Origin of the sequence: Streptomyces sp. NPDC048650 (assembly GCF_043199095.1) — a bacterium.
Lineage (GTDB): Bacteria > Actinomycetota > Actinomycetes > Streptomycetales > Streptomycetaceae > Streptomyces.
The window spans coordinates 44922-57510 of record NZ_JBICVM010000025.1 but is presented as its reverse complement, the minus strand read 5'-3'; the positions used below and the strand labels follow the sequence as shown (position 1 = coordinate 57510).

At 70.4% G+C, this 12589-nt stretch carries 10 protein-coding genes; 5 read left to right on the top strand and 5 right to left on the bottom strand.

What is annotated here, in order from left to right; all coding sequences use genetic code 11:
• Nucleotides 1-1610: beta-ketoacyl synthase N-terminal-like domain-containing protein (locus tag ACGFML_RS37340; RefSeq protein ID WP_393550276.1), on the bottom strand; the 1610-nt coding region annotated here is incomplete at its 3' end.
• Nucleotides 1611-2109: 499 nt separating this feature from the next.
• Here ACGFML_RS37340 and ACGFML_RS37335 point away from each other — a divergent pair.
• The 5 genes from ACGFML_RS37335 to ACGFML_RS37315 all read left to right on the top strand — a co-directional run bounded on the left by ACGFML_RS37335 (nt 2110) and on the right by ACGFML_RS37315 (nt 8659).
• A complete protein-coding gene (locus tag ACGFML_RS37335) occupies nt 2110-3354 on the top strand; it encodes a cytochrome P450 (protein WP_393550274.1) in 1245 nt (414 codons plus the stop codon).
• Nucleotides 3355-3400: 46 nt separating this feature from the next.
• Nucleotides 3401-4288 carry a glucose-1-phosphate thymidylyltransferase RfbA gene (gene rfbA, locus ACGFML_RS37330; RefSeq protein WP_393550272.1) on the top strand — a complete coding sequence of 296 codons (888 nt, stop codon included), beginning with the start codon at nt 3401-3403 and terminating at the stop codon, nt 4286-4288.
• Nucleotides 4289-4372: 84 nt separating this feature from the next.
• Entirely contained in the window at nt 4373-5371 is a 999-nt protein-coding gene (rfbB, locus tag ACGFML_RS37325; RefSeq protein ID WP_393550270.1) for a dTDP-glucose 4,6-dehydratase, read from the top strand.
• An 82-nt stretch (nt 5372-5453) separates the two neighbouring features.
• Nucleotides 5454-7703: an alpha/beta fold hydrolase gene (locus ACGFML_RS37320; RefSeq protein WP_393550268.1), complete on the top strand. Its 2250-nt coding sequence runs from the start codon at nt 5454-5456 to the stop codon at nt 7701-7703.
• Between the two features lie 104 nt (nt 7704-7807).
• Nucleotides 7808-8659: a putative RNA methyltransferase gene (locus ACGFML_RS37315; RefSeq protein ID WP_393550266.1), complete on the top strand. Its 852-nt coding sequence runs from the start codon at nt 7808-7810 to the stop codon at nt 8657-8659.
• Between the two features lie 129 nt (nt 8660-8788).
• On the opposite strand, the gene ACGFML_RS37310 is transcribed toward ACGFML_RS37315, so the two are convergent.
• The 4 genes from ACGFML_RS37310 to ACGFML_RS37295 form a co-directional block, all read right to left on the bottom strand.
• Complete coding sequence (locus ACGFML_RS37310) at nt 8789-10057, bottom strand: glycosyltransferase (RefSeq protein WP_393550265.1); 1269 nt, start codon at nt 10055-10057, stop codon at nt 8789-8791.
• Nucleotides 10058-10121: 64 nt separating this feature from the next.
• The gene (locus ACGFML_RS37305; RefSeq protein ID WP_393550263.1) at nt 10122-11309 is read right to left on the bottom strand and encodes a hypothetical protein; all 1188 of its coding nucleotides are present in this window, start codon (nt 11307-11309) and stop codon (nt 10122-10124) included.
• Between the two features lie 26 nt (nt 11310-11335).
• Nucleotides 11336-12334 (bottom strand): NAD-dependent epimerase/dehydratase family protein, encoded by a 999-nt coding sequence (locus ACGFML_RS37300; protein WP_393550261.1) that lies wholly within the window; start codon nt 12332-12334, stop codon nt 11336-11338.
• Nucleotides 12331-12558, bottom strand: coding sequence for a ferredoxin (locus tag ACGFML_RS37295; protein ID WP_393550259.1), 228 nt, complete (start codon nt 12556-12558; stop codon nt 12331-12333). Before ACGFML_RS37295 ends, ACGFML_RS37300 begins: the two co-directional genes overlap by 4 nt.
• Between the last annotated feature and the right edge of the window lie 31 nt (nt 12559-12589).

Here is a 12589-nt window from a genome sequence, read left to right as displayed (position 1 = left end):
ATACCCACCCACTGCGTCCCCTGACCAGGAAACACCAACACCAACCGACCCACCGACCCCGCAACACCCGCGACCAGCGGCGCCCTGAGCCCCTGCATCAGCTCCTGCGGGTCCGACGCCACCACCACCGCACGATGCCCAAACACCGAACGATGCGCAGCCGACCACCCCACATCACCCACACCCAACCCACCATCAGCCCCCACACGCGAAGCCAGACGTGCCAGACCCGCATCCAACGCGGCCCCCGAAACCCCCGACACCACCACCGGAACAGCACCCACAAACGGCGCCAACTCCAGCTCACTCGGCGACTCCTCCAACTCCTCCGGCGCCTGCTCCAACACCACATGCGCATTCGTCCCTCCCATACCGAAGGAGGACACACCGGCGACGCGCCGCTTGCCCGGGGCCTCCGTCCAGGGGTCCAGGGCCGTCTGCACGCCCAAGTGCAGCCGTTCCAGGGGGATGTCCGGGTGTGGTGTGCGGTAGTTGAGGCTGGGCGGGAGCATTGCTTCCCGTACGCACAGTGCGGCCTTCAGGAGACCGACGATGCCCGCCGCGCCTTCCAAGTGCCCGATGTTCGTCTTGACGGAGCCCACCGCGAGGGGCGAGGCGCCGACTTCGGCGCGGGCGGCGCCCAGGACGGTGCCGAGGGCGGCGGCCTCCACCGGGTCGCCGGCCCTGGTGCCGGGGCCGTGCAGTTCGACGTACCGGACGGTCTCCGGCCGGGTACCGGTGTGTGCGTAGGCGGCGCGGAGCAGCGCTTCCTGGGCCTGGCGGTGCGGCGTGGTCAGGCTGTCTCCGCCGCCGTCGTTGTTGACCGCACCGCCCTTGAGGACGCAGTGGATGCGGTCGCCGTCCTCGACGGCCTTGCTCAGGGGTTTGAGGACGAGCGCGGCACCGCCCTCACCCCGTACGTATCCGTTGGCGCGGGCGTCGAAGGTGTGGCACTGGCCGTCCGGGGAAAGGGCACCCATCTTTTCCATGACGGTGGTGCTCTCGTCGGCCAGGACGAGGTGCACGCCGCCGACGACGGCGAGTGTGCTCTCCCCGCGTCGCAGGCTGTCGCAGGCGAGGTGCACGGCGACGAGGGACGACGACTGGGCCGTGTCGACCGCGATGCTGGGGCCGCGCAGGCCCAGGAGGTAGGACAGGCGGTTGGGTGCGAGGGCGCGGTGCAGGCCGGTGGCGGTGTGGGCGCCGGATTCCGTACCGGAGCGGTGCACGAGGGTGGCGTAGTCGTCGGAGGCAATGCCGGCGAAGACGCCGGTGTCGGTGCCCGCGAGCCGGTCGGGGGCGAGGCCGGCGTGCTCCAGGGCCTCCCAGCCGAGTTCGAGCAGGAGGCGGTGCTGGGGGTCGGCCGCGGCGGCCTGGGCCGGGGACATGCCGAAGAACGCGGCGTCGAAGCCGCCGTGGTCGGCCAAGGCCGCCCGCCAGGTGCCGTCCGGTCGCCGGGTGACCTCGTTGCGGCCGGTGCGCAGCAGTTCCCAGAACTCGTCCACGGTGTCGGCACCGGGAAGGCGGCACGACATGCCGATGACCGCGATGGCGGCTCCGTCGCCGTTGCTGTCATCGCCGTTGGACTTCACACCGAATTCCGCGTTCATCAAGTCTCCGTAGCCAAAGCCATAGCGAGTGGCGCGATGTGCCGGTGTCCGCTTGAGGGAGGGGCGTGAGGGTAGGGAGTCCGGGGCACCGAGCCGACCTTCAACTCCGCCAGCCAACCTCCGGTTGGGACGGTGACTCGACAGTTGTCCGGCAACTGTGTCAGGTCGCCCGCGGGGTCGGATTACCGTCATCGCTCCTGGTGGAAAGCGCCCTGGGCACTATGTCAGGTCCCGTCTTGCGGACCGAGAAGGCCGCCGTCTAACTTTCTCGGCATTGCACGACATTCACTCGGCAATGAGCGAATGACCTATCGACATGGCACATGGCGTGGCATTGCATTGCCGGACAGGCAAGGCAGTGGATGTGGCCGGGCCGCCCTCCTGCAATTCCCTACGTTGACCACTGGGTCGCTTCCGCGCTTCGCTCCGCGGCGTTTTCCGGACTGCCGCCGGTCTCTGGCCCCGGCCGAAAGATTCCAGCCCCCACGAGAGAGTCGAGATGACGACGCAGACCAGGGACACCGCAGCAGATTCGGGAACGGAGCCGTCCGTCCATCCACTCGCCCAGCCGGCGGACGCCGATGCGCGGCAGCTGCTGGCGTGGTTCGCCCGCGGCCGAGCGGAGGCGCCGGTGTTCTGGGACGAGTCCCGTCAGGCGTGGCAGGTCTTCCGCTACGAGGACTACCTCACGGTGTCCACCAACCCCCAGGTGTTCTCCTCGGACTTCTCGCCGGTGTTCCCGGTACCCGAGGAGCTGGCCCTGCTGATGGGTCCGGGGACCTTCGGCGGCATCGACCCGCCCCGGCACGGGCCCTTGCGCAAGCTGGTCTCGCAGGCGTTCACCCCGCGCCGTATCGCCCGGGTGGAGTCGCGGATCTCGGACATCTGCCGTGGGCTCCTGGCGGGCCTGAAGGACCGGGACCGGCTGGATGTGGTGACCGACCTCGCCTATCCGCTGCCCGTGATCGTCATCGCCGAGCTGCTGGGCATTCCCGCCGAGGACCGGGACCTGTTCCGGGAATGGGTGGACGTCATCCTCAACAACGAGGGACTGGAATACCCGAACCTTCCGGACGATTTCGCGGAGACGATGGGTCCGGCCATCAAGGAGTGGTCGGACTACCTGTATGCGCAGATCGCGAAGAAGCGGGCCGAACCGGCGGACGACCTGATGAGCGGGCTCATCGAGGCCGAGGCCGAGGGTCAGCGGCTCACGGACGAGCAGATCGTGAACATCGTGGCGCTGCTCCTGACCGCGGGGCATATTTCGAGCGCCACTCTGCTCGGAAACCTGTTCATCGTCCTGGACGAGCATCCCGAATCCCTGGCCGAAGTACGGGCCGACCGTTCCCTCATTCCCGGGGTCATCGAGGAAACGCTGCGCTATCGCAGCCCCTTCAACAACATCTTCCGGTTGCTGAAGGAGGACACAGACATTCTCGGGCACCCCATGAAGGCAAACCAGATGGTGGTCGCCTGGAGTGCCTCGGCCAATCGTGACGCCGCCCATTTCCCCGAACCTGACCGGTTCGACATCCGCCGCACGGGAAACAAGCACATGGCGTTCGGCCATGGAATCCACCACTGCCTGGGGGCGTTCCTCGCCCGGCAGGAAGCCAAGGTGTTCCTCGGCCTCGTCCTGGACGAATTCAGCGACTGCCGCATCGACCACGACGGGGTGGAGTTCTACGACGCGGATCAGCTCACCGCTCGCCACCTTCCCGTTCAGGTGACACGCACCTGACCGGGGGGACCACTCCATGATGACGACTCTTGCGGACCGGCGGCCCATGAAAGGCATCATCCTGGCCGGCGGCAGCGGCACCCGTCTGCGCCCCCTGACCGGGGCGCTGTCCAAGCAGCTGCTGCCGGTGTACGACAAGCCCATGATCTACTACCCGCTGTCCGTGCTCATGCTGGCGGGGATCCGGGATATCCAGATCATCACCTCGAAGGCGCACCTGGAGATGTTCCGATCGCTGCTGGGTGACGGCAGCCGGATCGGGATCCGCGTCGACTACGCCGAGCAGGAGGAGCCCCGGGGTATCGCCGAGGCGTTCCTCATCGGCGAGGAGCACATCGGTGACGGTCCGGTGGCGCTCATCCTGGGGGACAACGTCTTCCACGGCCCGGGGTTCTCCTCCGTGCTGGCCGCCTCGGTGGCGCGGCTGGACGGCTGTGAGCTGTTCGGCTATCCGGTGAAGGACGCTCGGCGCTACGGCGTCGGCGAGGTCGACGCCGGGGGCCGCCTGCTGTCGCTGGAGGAGAAGCCGGAGCGGCCCCGCTCGAACCTGGCTGTGACGGGTCTGTATCTCTACGACAACGGCGTGGTGGACATCGCCCGGCGGCTGACGCCGTCCTCGCGGGGCGAGCTGGAGATCACCGACGTCAACAAGGTGTACCTGGACCAGGGCCGGGCCCGGATGACCGAGCTGGGGCGGGGCTTCGCCTGGCTGGACATGGGCACGCACAGCTCGTTGCTCCAGGCGGGCCAGTACGTCCAGCTTCTCGAGCAGCGGCAGGGTGTGCGGATCTCCTGTGTCGAGGAGATCGCGCTGCGGAAGGGGTTCATCAGCCCCCAGCAGTGCCACGAGCTCGGCCGCGAGCTGGAGAGCTCCAGCTACGGAAGGTATTTGATGGATGTGGCGGCGGCGCACACCGCCGGCCCGGCCGCGTAGTCCGCCGTCTTCCGGCCGTCGGTTCCCCCGCCCGTCCCGCTTGTCGTTCTCCTCCCCGTCCGTGGAAGAAAGGTCCGTGCTCCCATGCGTCTGCTGGTCACCGGAGGTGCGGGCTTCATCGGCTCGCATTTCGTCAGACAACTGCTGACCGGGGCGTACCCGGACCTGGCCGGGGCGCGGACGGTGGTGGTGGACAAGCTGACCTACGCCGGCAATCTCGCCAACCTGGACCCCGTCGCGGGCCATCCGGCCCTGGAGTTCGTGCACGCCGACATCCGGGACGCGGACGCGATGGGCCGGGTCGTGCGGGGTACGGACATCGTGGTCCACTTCGCCGCGGAGTCCCATGTGGACCGCTCCATCGCCGACGCGTCGGCGTTCGTCGAGACGAACGTGGGGGGTACCCAGACGCTGTTGCAGGCCGCGGTGGAGGCGGGGGTCGGCCGGTTCGTCCATGTCTCCACGGACGAGGTGTACGGCTCGATCGCCGAGGGAGCGTGGCGCGAGGACCAGCCGTTGGCGCCGAACTCCCCCTATGCCGCCTCCAAGGCGGCGTCGGACCTCCTGGCCCTGGCCTACCACCGGACCTACGGGCTGCCGGTCGTCGTGACCCGCTGCTCCAACAACTACGGCCCGTACCAGCACCCGGAGAAGGTCATACCGCTCTTCGCCACCAATCTGATGGACGGCCTGACGGTGCCGCTGTACAGCGACGGCGGCAACAGCCGGGACTGGCTGCACGTGGACGACCACTGCCAGGGGATCCGGCTCGTGGCGACCGGGGGCCGCCCCGGCGAGGTGTACCACATCGGCGGCGGTACCGAGCTGACCAACCGGGAGCTGACGGAGCGGCTGCTGGGGCTGTGCGACGCCGATGCTTCGTCCGTACGCCATGTCACCGACCGGCCGGGGCACGACCTGCGCTACGCGCTGGACATCGGCAAGATCGCGGGAGAGCTGGGGTACGCCCCACGCACCGGCTTCGCGACGGGTCTGGCCGACACCGTGCGCTGGTACGCAGAGAACCGCTCGTGGTGGGAGCCGCTGAAGAAGGCGGCGCAGGAGGCCCGGCGCCCGGACTGACCGCGATCGTCCCCGCCTCGACTCCCCCACCCCGCCGCACCGTTTCGGACAGCGGTCCGCCGACCGCGAGGAGCTGCATCACGTGAGTACCCGTTCCGCACCATCCGTTCCCGCCGCCCCGTCGCCGGCCGGATCCTCGGACGAGAGCCTGTGGTTCCGCCGTTACCGCCCGGTGGGGGATCCGGAGCTGCGCCTGGTGTGCTTTCCGCACGCCGGTGGGGCCGCCACGTCCTACCTGTCCCTCGCCCGCGGCCTGGACGAGACGGTGGAGGTGCTGGCGGTGCAGTACCCGGGCCGCCAGGACCGCCGGCACGAGCCGTTGGTCCCGTCCGTCGCCGCGCTGGTCGAGCAGGTGCTGCCGGAGTTGCGGCGCTGGGCCGACCGCCCGTTCGCGCTGTTCGGGCACAGCATGGGCGCCACGGTCGCCTACGAGGTCGCGCGTCGGCTGCGGGACACCGGGGCGGGCCCGGTCCATCTGCTGTTGTCGGGCCGCCGCGCGCCGACGGTGCCCCGGCGGGACGTCGCCCACCTCCTCGACGACGACGCACTGATCGCGGAGATCGCCAAGCTCGAAGGCACCGACGCCGCCGTCCTCCAGGACGAGGAACTGGTCCGCATGGCGCTGCCCGCGATCCGCAACGACTACCGCGCGGCGGGCACCTACCAGTACGTCCCCGGCCCCGCCCTGGACTGTCCGGTCACGGTGCTCACCGGGGACCGGGATCCGAACGTCCCGCTGGAGGAGGCGATGGCGTGGCGGGAGCTGACCACGGGCCCCTTCGCCCTGCATACCTTCCCCGGCGGTCACTTCTATCTGAACGACCGGATCGACGAGGTGTGCCGGACCCTCGACCGGGCGCTCGCCGACCGAGCGGCCGGGCACCCGGCCGCCACTCCCGCCTCGAGCGGCCGTGCGCACGCGGCCCGTCCCGCCGACCCGGTGGACACGGCGCGCCGGGTCCTCGTCTCGGCACGGACCCTCGACAGCCCGGTCACGCCGTTCGAGGGGATCTCCGACTGGCTGACCGAACTCCTGCGCGCGGGACGCTTCGACGTGACGCGCATCCCCCTGGACGAGCTGCGCGGCTGGAGCTTCCACCCGGACACGGGCAATCTCCACCACGCCTCGGGCCGCTTCTTCTCCGTCGAGGGGCTGCACGTCCGCACGGATCGGACTCCCGAGCGGGGCTGGTCGCAGCCGATCATCGTGCAGCCGGAGGTGGGGCTGCTGGGCATCGTGGCTCGAGAGATCGACGGTGTCCTGCACTTTCTGATGCAGGCCAAGATGGAGCCGGGCAACGTCAACGTCCTTCAGGTCTCCCCCACGGTCCAGGCCACCCGCAGCAACTTCACCAAGGTCCACAAGGGGCGCGACATCCGGTTCCTGGACCTGTTCATGGAGCCCGGACGCGCGCGCGTGCTGGTGGACTCCCTCCAGTCGGAGCAGGCCGAGTGGTTCCTGGCCAAGCGCAACCGGAACATGATCGTCGAGCTGGCGCCGGACGACGCCGTCGACACCGGCGAGGACTTCCGCTGGATGACGCTGGGGCAGATACGCCGGCTGTTGCTGCTGGACAACGTGGTCAACATGGATGCCCGGTCCATTCTGGCGTGCCTGCCCACGGCGGACGCCGATGCTGCCGCGGCGTCCCCCGTCGGCCGGTCCTTCTTCGGTTCGCCGTCCCGGGCACGGCACGACACGGCCCAGGTCCTCATGTGGTTCACCGGAGTCCGGGCCGTGCGGGAGTTGGTGCAGAACCGGGTACCGCTGAACTCGGTGACGGCAAACGGCTGGTACCGCACCCGGCAGGAGATCGCGCACGAGAGCGGACGGCACTTCCGGGTCATGGCCGCGGAGGTCACCGCGAGCAGCCGGGAGGTCGCCTCCTGGACGCAGCCGCTGATCGAGCCGCGAACGCCGGGCCTGATGGCGCTGCTGGTGCGGCCGTTCGACGGCGTCCTGCACGCGCTCGTCCAGGCGCGGGTGGACGTCGGGCACCTGAACGTCGCCGAGCTGGCCCCCACCGTCCAGTGCCGGCCGTCGGAGCTCTCCGGCCCGGACGGGGACACGTACCCGCCGTACCTGGACGAGGTGCTGAACGCGCCCACGGACCGGTTCCGCTATGACGCCGTGCAGTCCGAGGAGGGCGGGCGCTTCTTCCACGCGCAGAACCGCTACGTGATCGTGGAGGCGCCGTCGGACTTCCCCCAGGACGTGCCCGACGACTACGCCTGGCTGACGCTCTCTCAGCTCACCGGCCTGCTGGCGCACGGCAACTACCTCAACATCGAGCTGCGCACCCTGGTGGCCTGCGCCCACACGCTGTACTGATCCACCGGCGCCCGGCAGCCCCGCCCGGCAGCCCCGAAGCGGCACGTGAGGAGCATTGATTAGGCTGGACTTCTGTCACGACAGCAGAGGAACAAGGGGACACCATGCGCAATGAGGCAGTGCGATATCTGCGGTGTCCGCACTGTTCCGACACGTTGACGATGACGGACGGTGCGCTCGGTTGCGCCCTGGGGCACAGCTTCGACGTGGCGAAGCAGGGCTATGTGAACCTGCTCCGCGGGGCCGTCAAGTTCAGCGCGGACACCGCCGACATGGTCGCGGCCCGCGCCGAGTTCCTCGCCGCCGGTCACTACGCGCCGATCGCCGAGTCGTTGGCCGCGCTGGCACGCGAGACGGCACCGCAGCCGGCGTCCGGTGACCCCGGCTGCGTCGTCGACATCGGCGGCGGCACGGGTTACTACCATGCGCGGGTGGTGTCGGAGTTCCCGCGCTCCGAGGGCGTCCTGCTCGACATCTCCAAGTTCGCCGCCCGCCGGGCCGCACGGGCGCACCCCCTGATCAGCGCGGTGGTGGCCGACGCCTGGGACCGGCTGCCGCTCGGCGACGGCACCGCGTCGGTGGTCCTCAACGTCTTCGCGCCGCGCAACCCGGCCGAGCTGCGCCGGATCCTGCGTCCGGAGGGCGTTCTTCTCGTGGTCACGCCCCGGCCCGACCACTTGCGGGAGCTGGTGACCACCCTCGGGCTGCTGCGGGTCGGCGAGCAGAAGGACGAGCGCCTGGCCGACCGGTTCGCAGCACACTTCACCGAAGTGGCCCGGGAGGAGTCGCGGCACACCATGCCCCTGGACCACAAGGTCCTGCCGCAGCTGGTCGGGATGGGCCCCAACGCCTGGCACCAGGACGGCGGGCAGTTGGCGGAGCGCATCGCGCTGCTGCCCGAGCCCTGCAGTGTGACACTCTCCGTGACACTGACCGCGTACCGGCCGCGGGTGTGACCTCCGCGACGAACGCGGGGCGAGCACTGGCCGGGGAGCGCCGCGGCAGGGCTCTCTGACGGTGCGCCGGTAGACGCCGCGGTCCCCGGCGGGGGTGACCCTGCCGGGGACCGCGGCGTTCGGCGTGCGTCAGCCGGCGGCCGTAATGACTCCCTTGGCCGCGGCCCACTTCTCGACGACGTCGCATGCGGCGTCGACTCCGCGCTCGGCCGCCACGGCCTTCCCGAGCCGCCGGGCCCGCGCGGCCACGGCAGGGTCGGTCGCCGCCTGCAGGACGCTCGCGGCGAGCTCCTGCCGGTTCATCCGGCGCATGGGCACCGGCGGGCCGCCGAGCCCGGCCCGGAACAACCGGGCCGCCCAGAAGGGATGGTCCGCGAATACCGGCACGATGACATGGGGCACGCCCGCGCGCAGCACCTCGGCCGTGGTACCGAACCCGCCGTGGTGGATCACGGCGGCGGTACGCGGGAACAGCCACGAGTAGTCCGCACCGGAGAGCCGGAAGACGTCGTCGGGCAGCGCCCCGTCCGGGCCGCCGACCACCACGAGCCGGCGCCCGGCGCCGCGCGCCGCGTCGATGGCGTACCGGAGGGTCTCCTCCTGGCGGTGCACCGGCCAGGTGCTGCCCAGGGTGAGCGCGACGGGCGGCTTGCCCGCGGCCAGGAAGTCCTCCAGCCCGGCGGGCGGCTCCCACCCCGGCTCGTCCCAGAACCAGTACCCGGTGACATGGCAGTGACCAGGCCAGTCGGCGGGCTTCGGCAGGACGCTCGGGCTGAACGGGTACAGGTGGGGCTGATCGCGACCGAGCCGGCGCAGGGGCGAGTCGCCGCCGAAGGGCTGCAGGCCGCGCCGGGCACGGTACTCGTCGATCTCGGGGCCGCGCCACACCCAGTCCTCGGCGGCGGCCCGTACATGCGTGTAGTGGTGGTACAGCGGGGTGAGCGGTCCCATTTCGCGCTGGCCGGACTCGATCGCCGGGAAAGCGGTGGTCTCCGTGTCGGGCCACCAGCAGGCGGACAGCCACGGTGTCCGGGACGTGCCGAACGCGGCGGCCACCGTCAGCGGGGAGTGCACAACGAGGTCGACGTCCTCGGCGGCCGTCTCGATCTCGTCGAGCACCTGCTGGTCGTAGCCTTCGGGAGCCTTCGGAAGAGCCTTGATCAGATTCCTCATCGAGGGACTGCGGCGCAGGGCCTCGACCACCTCCGGCATGATGAAGAACCCGTCCGGATCGCCCGGGGTGGTGCGGTGTTCCAGGCCGGCCCGCTCGACCAGGGGGCGCAGGGCGTCGGGAGCGCCGAGCACGACCCGGTGCCCGCGGGCGCGCAGCCCGTCGCCCAGCGCCACGAAGGGCTGCACATCGCCGCGCGAGCCCATGGTGAGCAGTGCTATGCGCATGCCGCGCTCCGGGGCCCGGCGGCGGTGCGGCGCCGGTGGTCCGAACATCGGTCGTGGGACGCGGTCATGCGGCGCCTCCCGACGATGCGGCCACCAGGGAGTCGAAGTCGCGGGGGATCCAGGGCGGGATGCCGCCCTCAGCGTTGGCGCCCTTCTCGATGAAGGCGAGGTTGTGGTAGACGTGCAGGCCCGTCACATGGCGGTCCGCATAGCTGGGGGTACGGCCCTGCTCGGGCGGCCGTTCCTCGTGCTGGAGGCTGTCGATCAGGGACTTGAGCAGGCCGAGGCTGGTCGCGCCGCTCTGCCGCGGGTCCTCGTTCCCGCCGAAGCCGGGCCAGTAGGCGGTCCACAGGTCCTCGATGACATAGAGGCCGCCGTTGCGCACATGGGGGAAGAGGGCGTGGAAGGACGTGCGCACATGCTGGTTGATGTGGCTGCCGTCGTCGATGACGATGTCGAAGGGCCCGTACCGCTCGGCGATCTCCGCGAGGCAGTCCGGGTCGTTCTGGTCGCCGATCAGGGTGGTGATGCGCTGCTCGTCGGCGTGCGACTTGTCGACGATGTCGAGGCCGTGGATCAGCCCGCGGTGGAAGAAGTGCTTCCACATCCGCAGTGACCCGCCGCCCCACTCGGGGTGCTGGTAGCCGCCGATGCCGATCTCCAGGACCCGTACCTCCTGGTCACGGTAGGGCCGGAAGTGGCGGTCGTAGTGCGGGGTGAACCAGTGCAGCGAGCCCCACTTGGGGGTGAGGTAGCGGGAGGTCAGCTCGTTCAGGTCGGGCTTGGCGGAGGTGCAGCCGGCCAGTACGGTCGCGGTCGCCTGCTGGGCGGCCAGGAAGTAGGGGCCGATCTGGTCGGCGGCGTCGGAGCCCGCGTAGGGGAACAGCGTGGTCTCCCGGACGCCGGAGGGATTCTCCCGGGAGGGGCCGAACAACTCGCGTACCAGGTCCGGAAGTTCGTACTCGATCCGCATGGCCACGAAGTCCTCGCCCCGGGCGACGGGACGGACGGGGGCGTCCTTGACGGCGCTGAGCCAGTGGGGCAGCCGCTCGCCGTCGGTGCGCACGACGAACTCGACCAGCACCGGCTCCTCGTTGACGGGGGCCGGGCAGCGCGAGCAGACCTCGTCGATGAGCACCCTGGCAACGGCGTCCGCCGGATGGCGTTCCGACAGTTCGCGGAGGGACGCGGCGTGTCCCCCTGCTGCGCGGATGATGTCCTGCACGAGGGAGAGGTCGGTGTTCTCGGCCACGGAGAGCCTTCCAGGTCGTGGGTCGGTCACTTCGGTTGTGGGCGTTCGTTGCGTCGGTACCAGCGCACGGTGTCCTCCAGCCCCGCGCGCAGCGTCCGGGGCTCGACATCGGTCACCTCGCGCATCCGGGTGAGGTCCAGCCTGCGTACCGGCGCGCCGGCGGGACGGGAGGGGTCCGTGCTGACGCGGGACGGCACGCCCAGAGCCGTGGCCACCTCATGGGCCAGCTCCAGGATCGACACCTCTTCCGCGGAACCGATGTTCACCACCTCGTACTTGCCGGTCTCGACCACCTGGAGCACGCAGCGCACCAGGTCGGCGGCGTGGATGAAGGAGCGGGTCTGGCTGCCGTCTCCCCAGATCTCGATCTTCTCGCCGGCGGCCGCGCGGGCGACCATGCTCGGGATCACCCGGTGGTGGGCGCCGGCGGCGCTGTCCCGGGGGCCGTACACGTTGCCCGGCCGGATCCGGAAGAGCCGGGTGGCGAACTGCCGCTGGTGTTGGTCGGCGATGATCTCCCCGAAGATCTTGGACAGGACGTAGCCGTTCTCGGTGTACTGCGGGCTGCGGCGGACGTCCTCGTCCTCGGACGCCGGGGAGGCGTCAGGTGCGCAGTACACCTCGGACGAGCTCAGCAGCAGGACGTTGTCCACGTCGACCTCGCGGGCGCAGTTGAGGAGGTTCGCCGTGGTGCGCACGTTGGCGTCCAGGATCTCGGCCGAGTGCTCCCGCTTGTACTGGGCGTTGCCGTCCAGAGCGGCGCAGTGGAAGACGGCATCGATGTGCGGGGCCAGGTAGCGGAAGGCGGCCCGGGTCTCGTGCTCGTCGCCGAGATCGACCCGGGCGAGCCGCAGCCGGTCCCCTGCCAGGGTGGCCAGTTCCGACCGGATGGACGGCCGGTCGCCTCGGTAGAGGCCGATCACTGTCGCGTCCTCGGCGGCGAGTCGCTCGACGAAGTGGGAGCCGATGAAGCCCAGGGCGCCGGTGACCAGCACGGTCCGGCCGGCCCAGGTGCCGCGCGTCATGGCGTCTGCCTCCGGTCGCTCGGGGTGGCCCGGTCCGAGGCCATCAGGACCGCACCGACCGGGCAGAGCGCGGCAGCCTCCTGGACGGCGGGCCACTGCTCGGCCGTCGGTGTCTCGGTCAGGGCACGGCTGATCCCGTCGTCGTCCTGGGCGAAGACGTCCGGGGCCGACCGCTCGCACTGGCCTGCGCCGACGCACAGGTCCCTGGCGATGCCTACACGCATGTCATGCGTCCTTCGTTCGCTGTGACTTCGG

Excerpts from the sequence above, each read along its gene's own strand:
- ACGFML_RS37300 (WP_393550261.1), bottom strand. The coding sequence starts at position 12,334 with ATGACGCGCGGCACCTGGGCCGGCCGGACCGTGCTGGTCACCGGCGCC.
- ACGFML_RS37335 (WP_393550274.1), top strand. The coding sequence starts at position 2,110 with ATGACGACGCAGACCAGGGACACCGCAGCAGATTCGGGAACGGAGCCG.
- rfbA (WP_393550272.1), top strand. The coding sequence starts at position 3,401 with ATGAAAGGCATCATCCTGGCCGGCGGCAGCGGCACCCGTCTGCGCCCC.
- ACGFML_RS37295 (WP_393550259.1), bottom strand. The coding sequence starts at position 12,558 with ATGCGTGTAGGCATCGCCAGGGACCTGTGCGTCGGCGCAGGCCAGTGC.
- ACGFML_RS37310 (WP_393550265.1), bottom strand. The coding sequence starts at position 10,057 with ATGCGCATAGCACTGCTCACCATGGGCTCGCGCGGCGATGTGCAGCCC.
- ACGFML_RS37315 (WP_393550266.1), top strand. The coding sequence starts at position 7,808 with ATGCGCAATGAGGCAGTGCGATATCTGCGGTGTCCGCACTGTTCCGAC.
- rfbB (WP_393550270.1), top strand. The coding sequence starts at position 4,373 with ATGCGTCTGCTGGTCACCGGAGGTGCGGGCTTCATCGGCTCGCATTTC.